This window comes from Streptomyces sp. NPDC087215 (genome assembly GCF_044744885.1).
GTDB lineage: Bacteria > Actinomycetota > Actinomycetes > Streptomycetales > Streptomycetaceae > Streptomyces.
Window position 1 is genome coordinate 26553 of the sequence record NZ_JBIUZD010000013.1, and the last position, 13542, is coordinate 40094.

Sequence of the window (13542 nt, forward strand, 5' to 3'; positions counted from 1 at the left end):
GGCGGCACAGGAGTAGACCAATGAGGCCCCGTACCGGTCCCCCGGTACGGGGCCTCTTGGCATTCCCGCAGCCCACAAGGGGTTTGAGGGATCGTTGACGACGGCAGACCACCGCTGGTACACCTTCGCTCCACCCAAGGTCAGCCCAGGATCCGGACAGAACCCCGACGCGAGGTCACGTCACATGGTCATGGTCACGAAGGCTCCATCCCGCCCCTCCCCCACCGCCCGCCGAGCCGCCCGCCGAGCCGCCCGTCCGCTGCTCGCCTGCGGACTCACCGCCGTCTCGCTGGGAGCCGTCGCCCCTGGTGCCGCGGCCGGTGCCGCGGCGGGGGACGACAAGTCCGGCGGCACCACGCTCACCGTCGCCGTCTCCCAGAGCATCGACTCGCTGAGCCCGTTCCTGGCGCAGAAGCTCACCTCGACCAGCATCCAGCGGCTGGCCTACGAGTACCTCACCAACTACGACGTGAAGGACGCCCGCCCGGTGCCGGGCCTGGCGACCGCGTGGACCTCCTCGGCGGACAAGCTGACGTGGACGTACACGATCCGCGACGACTCCCGGTGGTCCGACGGCCGGCAGGCCACCGCCGAGGACGCGGCCTGGACCTTCACCAGGATGATGACGGACCCGGACGCGGCCACCGCCAACGGCAGCTTCACCGCCAACTTCGCCCGGGTCACCGCCCCCGACCCGCGCACCCTCGTCATCCGGCTGAAGAAGCCGCAGGCGACGATGACCGCGCTCGACGTGCCGATCGTGCCCAAGCACGTCTGGGAGAAGGTCGGCGACTTCTCGAAGTTCAACAACGACCAGCGGTTCCCGATCGTGGGCAACGGCCCCTTCGTCATCACGGACTTCAAGGTCGACCAGTACATCAAGCTCAAGCCGAACAGGACCTTCTGGCGGGGTGCGCCCAAGTTCGACGAACTGGTCTTCAAGTACTACAAGGACGGGGACGCGGCCGTCGCCGCCCTCCAGAAGGGCGAGGTGTCGTTCGTCCCGAACCTGACGCCCGCCCAGGCCGCCGCACTGTCCACCCAGAAGGACATCAGGGTCAACGACGCCCCCGGCCGCCGCTTCTACGCCCTCGCCACCAATCCGGGCGCGCGGGCCCAGGACGGCGGCACCTTCGGCAACGGGCACAAGGCGCTGCTCGACCCGGAGGTCCGCAGGGCACTGTTCCTCGCGGTCGACCGGACGACCCTCGTCGACAAGGTCTTCCAGGGGCACGCCGTCGAGGGCGAGGGCTACATCCCGCCCCGCTTCACCTCGTACTTCTGGAAGCCGGGGGGCACCCAGAGACGGGCGTACGACCCCGCCGCCGCGGCGCGGGTCCTCGACGCCGCCGGATACCGGAAGAACGCCGACGGCAGACGGACGGGCAAGGACGGACGGCCGCTGGACTTCCGCATCCTCTGTCACGCCACCGACCCGAACGACAAGGCGGTCGGCAAGTACCTCCAGGAGTGGTGGGGCGAGCTGGGCATCGGTCTGAAGGTCGAGTGCCTGGACAGCGTCTCCGACCCCTGGGTCAAGGGCGACTACGACCTCGCCTTCGACGGCTGGTCGGTCAATCCCGACCCCGACTACGTCCTGTCCATCCACACCTGCGGCGCCCTCCCGAGGACGCCGAAGGACTCCGGCGCCACCGACAACTTCATCTGCGACAAGGAGTTCGACGGGCTCTACGCGCGGCAGTCGGCCGAGTACGACACCGCCGAGCGGGCGGATCTGGTGAAGCGGATGCAGTCCCGGCTGTACGACACGGGGTACATGAACGTCATGGCCTACCCGAACGCCCTGGAGGCGTACCGCACGGACCGGATCGCGTCCATCACGACCATGCCCGAGGCCGCGGGGAACCTGTGGGGGCAGGACGGCTACTGGAGCTGGTGGTCCGCCGTGCCCGCCGCGTCCGCGTCCGGCTCCGCGGGCTCGGGGGGCGTCTCCGGGGCCGTGCTCGGGACCGGGATCGCCCTGGTCGTCGGCGTGCCCGCCGCCGTGATCCTCCTCAGGCTGCGCCGCCGCGCCTCCGCCGACGACCGCGAGTAGCCGGTGACGACGGCAAGCACCCCCGCCGACGTGGCACGGGCCGAGAAGGCCCGCGCCACGGACGGCGCCCCCCGCACCGGTGCGGCCACCGGCTATCTCCGCCACGCGGCGGGGAAGCTGGGCGGCGCGCTCGTCTCCCTCTTCGCCGTGCTCGTCACCAGCTTCTTCCTGTTCCGGATCATCCCGGGCGACCCGGTCCGGGCGATGACCCACGGCGTCCCCACCTCGGCCGAGCAACTCGCCACGCTGAGGCGCCAGTTCGGGCTCGATCTGCCGCTGTGGCAGCAGTTCGCCGACTACTGCGCCAAGGCCCTGAGCGGTGACCTCGGCACCTCCTTCCAGTTCCGCGCCCCCGTCGGGGAGCTGATCGCGGCGAAACTGCCCGCGACCCTGCTGCTCACCGGGATCGCGGTGGTGCTGTACTCGGCGCTCGGGCTCTGGCTCGGCACCCGTTCGGCCTGGCGGCACGGCAGGCTCGGCGACCGGCTGAACACCGGGGTCGCGCTGACGCTGTGGTCGGTACCCTCGTTCTGGCTCGGGCTGCTCCTGATCATCGTGTTCTCCGTCGGCGCGGGCCCGGTCCCGGGGCTGTTCCCCACCGGCGGCATGGAGTCGGGCACCGGCGAGACCGGCTTCGCGCACGTCCTCGACGTCGCCCACCACCTCGTCCTGCCCGTCGTCACCCTGGTCGCCGTCGGCTACGCGCAGACGCTGCTCGTGATGCGGTCCTCGCTCCTCGACGAGATGGGCGGGGACTATCTGACGACCGCGCGGGCCAAGGGGCTGCGCGACGACGACGTGCGCCGCAGGCACGCCGTGCCCAACGCGCTCCTGCCGACCGTCACCATGGTCTTCATCAACCTCGGCCATGTGGCGGCCGGGTCGATCCTGGTGGAGACGGTCTTCTCCTGGCCGGGGCTCGGCGGGCTCTTCTACCAGGCCCTCAGCGTGCCCGACCTGCCGCTGGTCCAGGGGCTCTTCGTGGTCTTCGCCGGAGCGATGATCCTGATGAACCTGATCGCCGACCTGCTCCTCCCGCTGCTCGACCCCCGGGTGGGCCGATGACCTCGCTGACCCGGCGCCGCCGCCGGGAGACCGCCGTCCGCTTCTGGCGCGGCTACCGTGCCCACCGCGCCGGGCTGTACGGGCTCGCCGCCCTGGCCCTGATCGCCCTGCTCGCGCTCACCGCCCCCCTGCTGGTCGGCGCCGACGTCCAGTCGGTGACCGGGGCCACCGGCACCGCCCTGGAACCGCCCAGCGCCCGGTTCCCGCTCGGCACCGACCAGTTCGGGCGCTCGCTGCTCGGCCTGCTGGTCTGGGGGGCGCGGATCTCGCTGCTCGTCGGGCTGCTCGCGGCGGCCCTCTCCGTCGCCATCGGGACCGTGGTGGGGATCGTCGCCGGGCACTACGGCGGCTGGTTCTCGACGGTCGTCATGCGGATCACCGACTGGTTCCTGGTGATGCCGACGCTCGTCCTGGCGATCGTCCTCGCCACCGTCATGTCCCGGTCGGTGTGGACGGTGGTCCTGGCCATCGGCGTGACGTCCTGGCCGACCACCGCCCGTCTGGTCCGGGCGCAGACGATCGCGGTGGAGTCCCGCCCGTACATCGAGCGGGCGACCGCGCTGGGCGGCGGCCACCGGCACGTCATGACCCGGCACGTGCTGCCGAACGTGATGCCCCTGGTGCTCGCCCAGACCACCCTCGGCATCTCCGCCGCCATCCTCACCGAGGCCACCCTCGCCTTCCTCGGGCTCGGCGACCCGACGGTGGTCTCCTGGGGCGGGATGCTCCAGGACGCCCGCGAGGCGGGCGCGGTCTCCTCGGGGCACTGGTGGTACCTGGCCCCGCCCGGCATCGCCATCGCCCTGGTCGCGCTCGCGTTCACGCTGTGCGGCCGGGCCGTCGAGTCCGTGCTCAACCCGAAGCTGGGGGTGGGGCGATGAGCCTCCTGGAAGTACGGGACCTGCGCGTGACCTACGGGACGGGCGCGGGCGCCGTGCCCGCCGTACGCGGGGTCGACCTGACCCTGGAGACCGGCAGCAAACTGGGGGTGGCGGGCGAGTCCGGCTGCGGCAAGTCCACCCTCGCGCTCGCGCTGCTGCGGCTCCTCCCGGCCTCCGCGCGGATCTCGGGGAGCGTCCTCCTCGACGGCGACGACGTCCTCACCATGTCGTGGGGGCGGCTGCGGGCGGTCCGCTGGGCGGGCGCGTCGATCGTCTTCCAGGGCGCGATGCACTCGCTGAACGCGGTGCACCGGATCGGGGACCAGATCGCCGAACCGCTCCTCGTGCACGGCCGGGCCACCCCGGCGGCGGCCCGCCGCCGCAGCGGCGAACTCCTCGAACACGTCGGGCTGCCCACCGCCCGCGCCGCCGCCTATCCGCACGAGCTCTCCGGCGGACAGCGGCAGCGGGTGATGATCGCGATGGCCCTCGCCTGCGACCCCCGGCTGATCGTCGCCGACGAGCCGACGACCGCGCTCGACGTGATGATCCAGGCGCAGGTCCTGCGCCTGATCGAAGGACTCGTCGCCGAGCGGTCCATCAGCCTCCTGATGATCAGCCACGACCTGGCGGTCCTCGCCGACACCTGCGACCGGCTCGCCGTGATGTACGCGGGCCGGGTCGTCGAGGAGGGACCCGCGCGGGCGGTGTACGAAGCCTCCGAGCACCCCTACGGGCGGGCGCTGTCCTCGGCGTTCCCGCGCGTCGGGGACCCCGCCTCCCGGCGGGCACCGCGCGGTCTGCCGGGTGACCCGCCGGACCCGGCGGACCTGCCGCAGGGCTGCGCCTTCCGCCCGCGCTGCCCGGTGGCGGTGGACCCCTGCGGGGACGACCAGGAGCTGCGGGAGGCGGGCACCGGGCACCGGGCCGCCTGCGTCCACGTGGGGAGCACCGCATGACCACGGCCACGGGCGACCGCCCTCTGCTCTCGGCGCGCGGGCTGTGCGTCGCCTTCCCCGGGCGGCGCGGCGCGGCTCCCGCCCGCGCGGTCGACGGGGTGGACCTGGACATCGGCGCGGGCGAGATCGTGGCCCTCGTCGGGGAGTCGGGCTGCGGCAAGACGACCCTGGCCCGGTCGCTGCTCGGGCTCGTCCGGCCGACCGCGGGGACGGTCTCCTTCGACGGACAGCCGCTCGGCCGCTCCGCGACGGCCCTCAAGGCGTACCGCAAGCGGGCGCAGCTCGTCCTCCAGGACCCCAGCGGCTCGCTGAACCCCCGGCACACCGTGTACGACGCGGTGGCGGAGGGGCTGCGCATCCACGGGTACCCGGGCGACGAGCGGGAGGCGGTCGCCGGGGCCTTCGCGCGGGCCGGGCTGCGTCCGCCGGAACGGTTCTTCCTGCGCTACCCGCACGAACTGTCCGGCGGGCAGCGGCAGCGGGTCGTCATCGCGGGCGCCCTGGTCCTGGGGCCCGAACTCCTCGTCGCCGACGAGCCGGTGGCCTCCCTCGACGCGTCGGTGCGCGGCGAGATCCTCGCGCTGCTGCTGCGGCTGCGGGACGAGATCGGGCTCTCCGCCCTCGTGGTGACCCACGATCTGGGGCTCGCGTGGAACATCGCGGACCGGGTGGCGGTGATGTACCTGGGCCGGGTGGTGGAGTCCGGCCCGGTGGAGTCCGTGCTGACCCGGCCCCGGCACCCGTACACCCAGGCGCTGCTCTCGGTGCTTCCGGAGTCCGGCGGCGCCCCGGTGGTCCTGACCGGGGAGGCGCCGGACCCGTCCCGGGTGCCGTCCGGGTGCCGTTTCCACGCCCGCTGCCAGGTCCTCGCCTCGGGCCGGGCGGCGGCGGTCGAGGACCGCTGCCGGGGCGAGGACCTGCCGGTCCTGACCGGCGGCGGGAACCGGGCGGTGGCCTGTCACTGGGCGACGGCGGAGCCGCCGGAGACGGACTGACGGGCCGGGCCGACACCACGGGCCGACAGGCGCGGACGCCGTCGGGCGGGTGCGGCGGACCGGGGAAGAGTGACGGGCCGGGAAGGGGTGACGGGCCGGGGCGACACGCGCCGCCCGAGCACGCTCCGCCGGTCCGGCCCTGTCCGTCCCGTCCCGCCGCCTCTCCGTGTCTTCCGTCGGGCCGTCGGGCCGCCGCGCCGTCGCGCCCGTCAGGCGGAGGTGCGGGCCGGGCGGAACGGGGGCGAGTAGCCCACGATGCGGCGCGAGCCGAGCTGTGGCTCCGGAGAGGACCGGGCGGTCGTCCACCGTCCGAGGCACATCTCGGCGGTGATGCCGGGCCCGAACCCGGCGAGGATGCCCCGCGCGCCCTCGGCCTGCCCGCCCTCCTCGAAGAGCCGCCGGACCGCGTCCAGGACGACGGCGCTGGCGATGTTGCCGTACTCGGTGAGCGTGGCGCGGCTGAACCGGAACGCCTCCGGGGGCACTTCGAGGAAGCGGCTCAGATCGTCCAGGATGCGCGGACCGCCCGCGTGGATGATGTAGAAGTCCAGGTCCCCGGCGTCCCAGCCGTGGGCCCCCGCGATCTCGCGGAGGGCGGGGGCGAGCGGCTCCATGGTGGTGGGCACCCGCTTGTCGAGGAGGAAGTGGAATCCGGTGGCACGGACGCTGTAGGCGATCCAGTCCTCGGTGTCCGGCACCAGGTAGGAGCTGTTGCGCTCCAGGGCGATGCCGGTACCGCCCCGGCCGCGCACCACGGCGGCGGCGACCGCGTCGCCGAACAGGCCGTTGGAGAGCAGCGATCCCACGCCGAGGTCGGTCGGCTGGTAGCAGAGCGAGCAGAACTCGCAGGCCACGATGAGGACGTTCGCGTCGGGGTAGGCGGTGCAGAAGTCGTGCGCGCGGTTGATCGCCGCGCCGCCCGCGGCGCAGCCGAGCTGGGCGATGGGGACCTGCCGGGTGTGGCTGGGGAAGCCCATGGTGTTGATCATCCAGGCGGTCAGCGAGGGCATCATGAAGCCCGTGCAGGACACGTAGACGATCATGTCGATGTCGGCGGGGCGCAGGGACGCGTTCTCCAGGGCCTCCCGGACGACCGCGGGCACCCGGGCCTTGGCCTCGGTCTCGTACCGCTTGTTGCGCTCCTCGAAGCCGGGGTGCCTGAGGGTCTCCTCGATGGGCTGCACGAGGTGACGGCGGTTGACGCCGGTGTTGCCGATCAGCCGGAGCGCCAGGGCCAGCTGGGGGTGGCCCTCATGGTGTGAGCGGGCGAGGTCGAGGGTTTCCTCCATCGTGATCACGTGCTCGGGCACGGACACTGCGGGCTTGCACAAAGTCACCACGACGCTCGCTCCTTCGTACGGTTCGCGTCAACATCCGCAAGACTCGCCCGATGATCGCAACCCCGCAACCGCGCGTACGTCCGTTCACCTACGGAGGGTGACGGGTCGAACGGGGGTCCGATGCTCCGTCCGGGGGGCTGTCCAGGCCCGGCGTGTCGCGGTCGGACGCCGCCGTGAACAACCGCCCCGCGACCCCCACGACCCCCCGAACCCGCCCGGAACGTCCCCCGGGCCGTCCCCCGAAGTGACGACGGCACGAACGCGCCCCGAAGTGACGGCGGAGCCCCTGGCGCGCGCCGGGAGCACGGCGGCGCCCCCGGTCCCTCGGCGCGCGCCGGGCGCGCGTCCGCCCCTCCCGGCGCCCCGGCCTCTGCTCCCCCGCCGCCCCGGCCCCGTCTTCGGCCCGCTGCTCGCCGGGCTCCGACCGGCCGCGGGCCGGGCCCGCGCCGCCGCCGGGGCCCGTGGACGAGGCGCCGCGCGGATCCCGCACCGCGACGGCGTGGGCCGACCCGGCGGATCGTGGTGGAGGACGCTGAGGTCGGTGGGACGCTGATCCGGGTGGGTGAGGCGGTGTACGCCTCCTGCCCCGCCGCCGACCGCGGACACCGCTCGTCCCGCGCCCCGGGCTGCGGGGCCGGCTCGGAAGGCCACCGGGGCCACCGGGGTGCGCGGGTGGGGTCCCGGTCGTCGACGGGACCGCCCCCGGGCACGACGGACGGTCCGGTTCGGGAGAACACCCGGCCGGTGGAGCGGCCCGGCGGCTCAGAGGGCCGTGGGGTGCTCCCGGTCGTACTCCTCCGTCAGCTCACGGCACCGCTTCACATCGGCGGCCATGGCCTGGAGCAGATCGTCCAGGGTGTCGAACTTCGCCATCCCCCGGACGTACGCGAGGAAGTCGACGGCCACGTGCAGCCCGTACAGGTCCAGGCCCTCGCGGTCGATCGCGTACGCCTCCACGGTCCGCTCCGTGGCGTCGAACTGCGGGTTCGTGCCGACCGAGATCGCGGCGGGCATCCGCTCCCCCGCCGCCGTCAGCCAGCCCGCGTACACGCCGTCCGCCGGGACCGCCGTGTGCGGCAGCGTCTCGACGTTGGCCGTCGGGAAGCCCAGTTCGCGCCCGCGCTGGGCGCCCCGGACCACGATGCCCTCGACCCGGTGCGGGCGGCCCAGGATCTCCGCCGCTCCGGTCATGTCGCCCTCGGCGACCAGCCTGCGGGTGAGGGTGGAGGAGAAGGGGTCGCCGCCGCCCGCCGCGCCGCTGACGTACAGGTCGACGACCTCGACCTCGTAGTCGTAGGTGCCGCCCAGTTCGGACAGGAAGGCCACGTTGCCCGCCGCCCGGTGTCCGAAGCGGAAGTTGGGGCCCTCGATGACGGCCTTCGCGTGCAGCTTGTCGACGAGCACCTTCACGATGAAGTCCGCGGGGGACAGCTGGGAGAAGTCGGCCGTGAACGGCAGTACGAGCACCGCGTCCACGCCCAGGCCCGCCATCAGCTCAGCGCGCCGGTGGTGCGGGGCCAGCAGCGGCGGATGGCTGCCGGGCCGTACGACCTCGGAGGGGTGTGGGTCGAAGGTGACCACCACGGCGGGGACCCCGAGCTGCCGGGCACGCTCGACGGCCCGCCCGATGATCAGCTGGTGCCCGCGGTGCACCCCGTCGTAGGAGCCGATGGTGACGACGCTGCGCCCCCAGTCCTGGGGGATGTCCTCCAAGCCACGCCAGCGTTGCACTGTGACCGCTCCTCGTCCGCCTGTTCGCCGATTACGCAGGTCTAAGACTGCCATGTCCACGGCCGTCGGTCCGCATCGGCATGGAAGTGCCGGGACTCCCGGCCTCCCCGACCGGCTCCGGCTCCCGGTCGGCGGGCCCGTCGTCCGCCGGGGCGGCCAGGGCGGCGGCGAACGCGGGCCGCTCGCGCACGAGACCCGCGAGGGCCCGTTCGCACCGTGCGGCGCCCTCGGGGGTACGGCGCCACAGCGCGCCGACCCGCCGCACGAGCTCCCGGGTACGGGGCCCGCTGCGCCGCCCGGCGTCCTCGGCGGCGGCCGTCAGGAGGGCGTCGAGGACGGTGTCGCCGCCGGTCCCGTACCGCTCGTGCTCCAGGAGTACGTCGAGCAGTTCGGTCCGCAGATGGCGGGAGGCGCCGGTGCCGGAGGCGGCGAGGACCGGCGCGAGGGCGCGGCGGGCGGCGGGACGGCTCCGGATGAGGTCGACGGTCAGCGGGAAGAGCACGGCCCTGGCCGCCGGGCCGTCCTCGAGGCGCCGGTCGACGAAGGCGGCCACGAGGTCGGCGCCCTCGGGATGGCGGGCGGCGTAGTCGCGGACGAGGGCGGCGGCGCGGCGGGCGAGGGCGGGCGCCTCGACCTCGGCGAGGGCCCGCAGGGCGGCGGCGGGCGCCTCGCCGGTGCCGTGCAGCCGGATGCGGAAGGCGGCGAGCACCGGCCCGGGGTCGGCCGTCATCGCGGCGGCGAGGGCGCTCGCGGGCACCCGGGGTTCGGTGAGGGCGCGGGGCAGGTGGCGGGCCCGGGTGAGCGGGTCGCGGACGAGGAGGCCGAGGGCGGGGCCGTGCAGGGCCCGGTCGGCGGGGCGGGCGAGCAGCGCGAGGGCCGCGTAGCGGAGGAGTTCCCGGTCGGCGGGGGCGGTGGCGTGCCCGACGACGAGCTGTCCGTACGTGAGGGCGGCGGTGCGCCGTTCGGGGCGCCCGTCGTCGTGGGCCCAGCGGTCGACGGCCCGGCAGACGACGCCGGGCTCGTCCTCGGCGAGCGCGGCGAGGAGGTCCTCGGCGAGCGGATGGGCGGTGGCGACGAGCGCCTCGCACAGGTCGTCGGCGGCGAGCGCCCGATGCGTGTGCAGCAGGGCCCGCGCGGCGGTGGCGACGGTCGCGTGCGGGGTGGCGGGCAGGGGCCGGTCGTCACCGAACCAGCGGCACAGGAGGGGCTGGACGCCCCTCGGGTCACGGCCGAGCAGCCCGGCGACGGCATCGAGGGCGCGGGATCCGGCGGCGGGCGCCGGGCCGTCCTCCGCGGGTCCGCCGGGCGGCGGGTCGGCGGGGACGAGGCGGCGCAGCAGATCGATGCGTTCGTCCTCGCCGAGGGACAGCCCGAGCCAGAAGCCGGGGCCGAAGGGGGCGTACGCGGCGGGGCGGCCGGGCCGCGCCCCGACCCGGTCGGCGAGCAGTCGCAGCACGGGCAGGTAGGGGCGGGGGTCCGGCATCCCGCGCACGGCCTCCCCGAACAGCCGCGCGGCCCACCAGGGCCCGTCCCCGGCGGCGGGGGACCCCTCGTCGGCGAAGCGGTGCAGGGCCTCGGCGAGGGTGGTCAGCCGGGGCGCGAGGGCCTCGGGACCGTGCTCCCGGTGGAGCAGCAGCAGGGCCTGGAGCACCGGCCCGATGCGATGGCGCGGCACGGGCGGCGGGGCGGTCCCGGCGGGGGTGCGCTGCCGGGGGACGCCGGGGACCGCGTCGGCGAAGGACCGGGACACGGCGGGCGCGGAGGGACCGGAGAGGCTCCGGGGCCCGGTCCCGGAGGCCCCGGCCGGGGACCCGGGGGTGCTCCCGCCGGGAACGGAGGGAGACCCGGGAGCGGTGAGGCCGGTGGGGTGCGGGGCTCCGGCGGCGGGCGTGCCGGGAGCGAGGCCCGGGGCGACCGCCCCCGGGACGACGTGGGGCACGGGAGCGCCGGGGGCGGTGAAGCGCCCGGCCCCGGCGGGGGACTCGGCCCCTGCGGCCCCGGAGGGGGCCCCGTGGGCGGGCGCGCCGGACGCGGGGCCGGGGGCGACGTGAGGCACAGAAGCGCCGGGGCCGGTGAGATGCCCGGTCCCGGCGGGGGACGGGGTCCCGGCGGGACCGGAACACGGCCCGGGGGCGGCGGCTGCGGGACGGGCGTACGGCCCGGAGGCGAGGGCTACCGGGCCGGAACGCGGACCGGGAGCAGGGGCCCCCGGACCGGCGTACGGCCCGGACGGCGGCACCGCGGGCCCGGCCGCGGACCCGGGGGCGGCGGGGCCGGGGGGAACCTCTCCCGAGGGGGCGGGGGCGGCGGGGCCGGTGAGGCGCCCTGGGCCGTTGGGAGACGCGGACGTGCCGGGCCCGCCCGCCCCAACCGCCCCAACCGCCCCAGTCGGCCTCGCCGCTCCCGTGGGGGACGCGGGTGTCTCCGGGCCGGAGAGGACCGGGGTGGGCGCGGCCGGGCCGGTCGGGGGACGGGGGCGGAGGAGGGCGGTCAGGGCGCCGTCCACGTCCAGGTGGGCGGCCTGGAGCCAGTCGCCGAGTTCCTCGTGGGCGAAGCGGTAGCCGGTGCCCGCCGGGGTGAGGAGTCCTTCGGTGAGGACGGCCGGGGCCCAGCCCTCCCGCCAGGGGAAGAGCTCCTCGAAGGAGGTGCGGTCGAGGACGCCGTGTCCGGGGCCGAGGCAGCGGCGGGCCGCCTCGTGGACCTGGCCGGTGACGCGCGCGGCGAGACGGCGGACGGCGGCGCCGCCGGGCAGGGGGCGGGTGCCCGCCGCGATCCGGACGGCGATCCGCAGGCACATCAGGTCCAGATGGGCGGTGAAGATCTCCTCGCGGCCCGGCCGTCCCGGCACCTCACCGGGCAGGGCCGCGCGGACCTCCGCGAGCAGCCGCAGGGCGAGCGGGTGGTGGGCGTCGGCCTCGGCGAGGTCGGTCTCGGCGAGCCCGTACCCCTCGCGGACGGCCCGTGCCTCGGACGCGGAGTACGGCCCGAGGGCGACGGCGGCGGGCAGTCCTCCGCCGGGGCCGGTCACGGGCCGGTGCAGCGCGCCGGGGGTGTAGAGGGCACCGGCCTGCTCCCAGTGCTCGGGGCGGCAGGCGGTGACGAGGTGGACCTGATGGGCCCGGAGCCAGTGCTCGGTCGCCGAGGTCCAGGCGGCGAGCCGGTGGGCGAGGAGCGGGGGCATCTCCTCGGGGCCGTCGAGGAGGACGAGGAGCGGTCGGCCCGCGTCGCGGGCGAGGGCGGCGGCCCGTTCGGGGGTGGCGGTGCCGGTGTCCCCGGTGGCCCCGGAGGCGGTGACGATCCGTCCGGCCTGCCGCAGGGCGCGGCCGAGGGCGTCGGCGAGGGAGCGGTCGTCGGCGCGCAGGTCGGCGCCGCGCAGCCGGACGGTGGGGGCGGGGGCGACGCCCCGGGCGCGGCGGGCGCAGAGGGCGGCGAGGGCGGTGGTGCGGCCGGTGCCGGGGGCGCCGACGAGGGCGAGGACGGGGACGTCCCCGGCGGTGAAGCGGGCGAACTCGCGGGCGCAGTCGGCGCGTTCGACGGGCTCGGGCCAGAGGTCGGGGTCGCGGGCGGGGCCGGTGGAGGTGGCGGTGAGTTCGAGGACGGCGGCGAGGTTGAGGTCGGGGCCGTAGGCGGGGACGGTGGCGGCGTTGCGGCGGAGCAGGGCGGTGAGGGCGCCGCCGGGGCGGAGCGGTACCGCGTATCCGGCGGCCGGGCGCTCGCCGTGCAGGGCGGTGCCGAGGACGGCGAGGACGGTGCCGGTGGCGGTGTCGAGGACGGGGCCTCCGGCGGCCTGTCCGCCGGGCCTGAGGGCTTCGGCTCCGTCGGTGCCGATGGCGAGTTCGAGGGCGTCGCCGAGGGGGTGGGAGCGGTCGGCGGCGGTGTAGGTGACGGCGGCGGGGCCGAGCACGCGGGCTTCGCGCCAGCCGTGGGCGGCGATCCGTACGTAGGTGCCGGGTTCGACCCCGCCCCGGGTGGCCAGCGGCAGGGGCCGTACGCCGAGGCCTCGGGTGCGGACGAGGGCGAGGGCCCTCTCGGGGAGCCGGGTGACGGCCTCCGGCTCGGCGAGCCAGCTCCGGTCGCCGGGGGCGCGGAGAAGGACATGGCCGAGTCCTTCGACGGCTTCGTGACTGGTGACGACCGTTCCGTGGTGGTCGGCGAGGAATCCGGCGCCGCGCGGGCGCCCCGCCGGATCGCAGATCCTCACCAGCGTCGCCAGGTCCTCGCGTCCCATGGCGTCGACGGTAGGTCGCTGTCGATCGCGCCGAGAACCACGGAGGCGAGCACGCCCCTTTTCACGCCCCCTTTCACTCCGGACGCCTGCCTGTTCGGGTGATACCGCGGCGTGTTCCGGACAGAATCGCGCGGGGGAGAGAAAAAGGGGGGAACACGGTGGGGGGGGGGCCCCCCCCGGGCCCCCCCCCCCGGCACCGTGATGGGCCCCCGGGGGCGGGAGCGGCCGGGCGCCCGCGCAGCCGAACACAGGGCCGGGCTATCGCGGGCCCCCCCGGGGGCCCTCCC

Annotated in this window: 8 protein-coding genes; 5 read left to right on the forward strand and 3 right to left on the reverse strand. The window is 75.7% G+C overall.

What is annotated here, in order from left to right; translation table 11 throughout:
- Positions 1 to 190 precede the first annotated feature (190 nt).
- The 5 genes from ACIO92_RS26750 to ACIO92_RS26770 are packed head-to-tail and all read left to right on the forward strand — an operon-like array spanning position 191 to position 5956.
- Positions 191 to 2056 (forward strand): ABC transporter substrate-binding protein, encoded by a 1866-nt coding sequence (locus tag ACIO92_RS26750; RefSeq protein ID WP_402284285.1) that lies wholly within the window; start codon positions 191 to 193, stop codon positions 2054 to 2056.
- Positions 2057 to 2059: 3 nt separating this feature from the next.
- Positions 2060 to 3121, forward strand: a complete 1062-nt coding sequence (locus tag ACIO92_RS26755) for an ABC transporter permease (protein WP_366444004.1) — start codon at positions 2060 to 2062, stop codon at positions 3119 to 3121.
- Positions 3118 to 4002, forward strand: coding sequence for an ABC transporter permease (locus ACIO92_RS26760; RefSeq protein WP_366444003.1), 885 nt, complete (start codon positions 3118 to 3120; stop codon positions 4000 to 4002). Before ACIO92_RS26755 ends, ACIO92_RS26760 begins: the two co-directional genes overlap by 4 nt.
- Positions 3999 to 4961 (forward strand): ABC transporter ATP-binding protein, encoded by a 963-nt coding sequence (locus ACIO92_RS26765; protein WP_366444002.1) that lies wholly within the window; start codon positions 3999 to 4001, stop codon positions 4959 to 4961. The genes ACIO92_RS26760 and ACIO92_RS26765 overlap by 4 nt, the downstream gene beginning before the upstream one ends.
- Positions 4958 to 5956 carry an ABC transporter ATP-binding protein gene (locus tag ACIO92_RS26770; RefSeq protein WP_402284273.1) on the forward strand — a complete coding sequence of 333 codons (999 nt, stop codon included), beginning with the start codon at positions 4958 to 4960 and terminating at the stop codon, positions 5954 to 5956. The genes ACIO92_RS26765 and ACIO92_RS26770 overlap by 4 nt, the downstream gene beginning before the upstream one ends.
- Before the next feature lie 209 nt (positions 5957 to 6165).
- On the opposite strand, the gene ACIO92_RS26775 is transcribed toward ACIO92_RS26770, so the two are convergent.
- The 3 genes from ACIO92_RS26775 to ACIO92_RS26785 form a co-directional block, all read right to left on the reverse strand.
- Complete coding sequence (locus ACIO92_RS26775) at positions 6166 to 7296, reverse strand: type III polyketide synthase (protein WP_366444000.1); 1131 nt, start codon at positions 7294 to 7296, stop codon at positions 6166 to 6168.
- Between the two features lie 762 nt (positions 7297 to 8058).
- Entirely contained in the window at positions 8059 to 9027 is a 969-nt protein-coding gene (locus tag ACIO92_RS26780) for a bifunctional riboflavin kinase/FAD synthetase (protein ID WP_366443999.1), read from the reverse strand.
- A 31-nt stretch (positions 9028 to 9058) separates the two neighbouring features.
- Positions 9059 to 13255 (reverse strand): serine protease, encoded by a 4197-nt coding sequence (locus ACIO92_RS26785; protein ID WP_402284270.1) that lies wholly within the window; start codon positions 13253 to 13255, stop codon positions 9059 to 9061.
- Between the last annotated feature and the right edge of the window lie 287 nt (positions 13256 to 13542).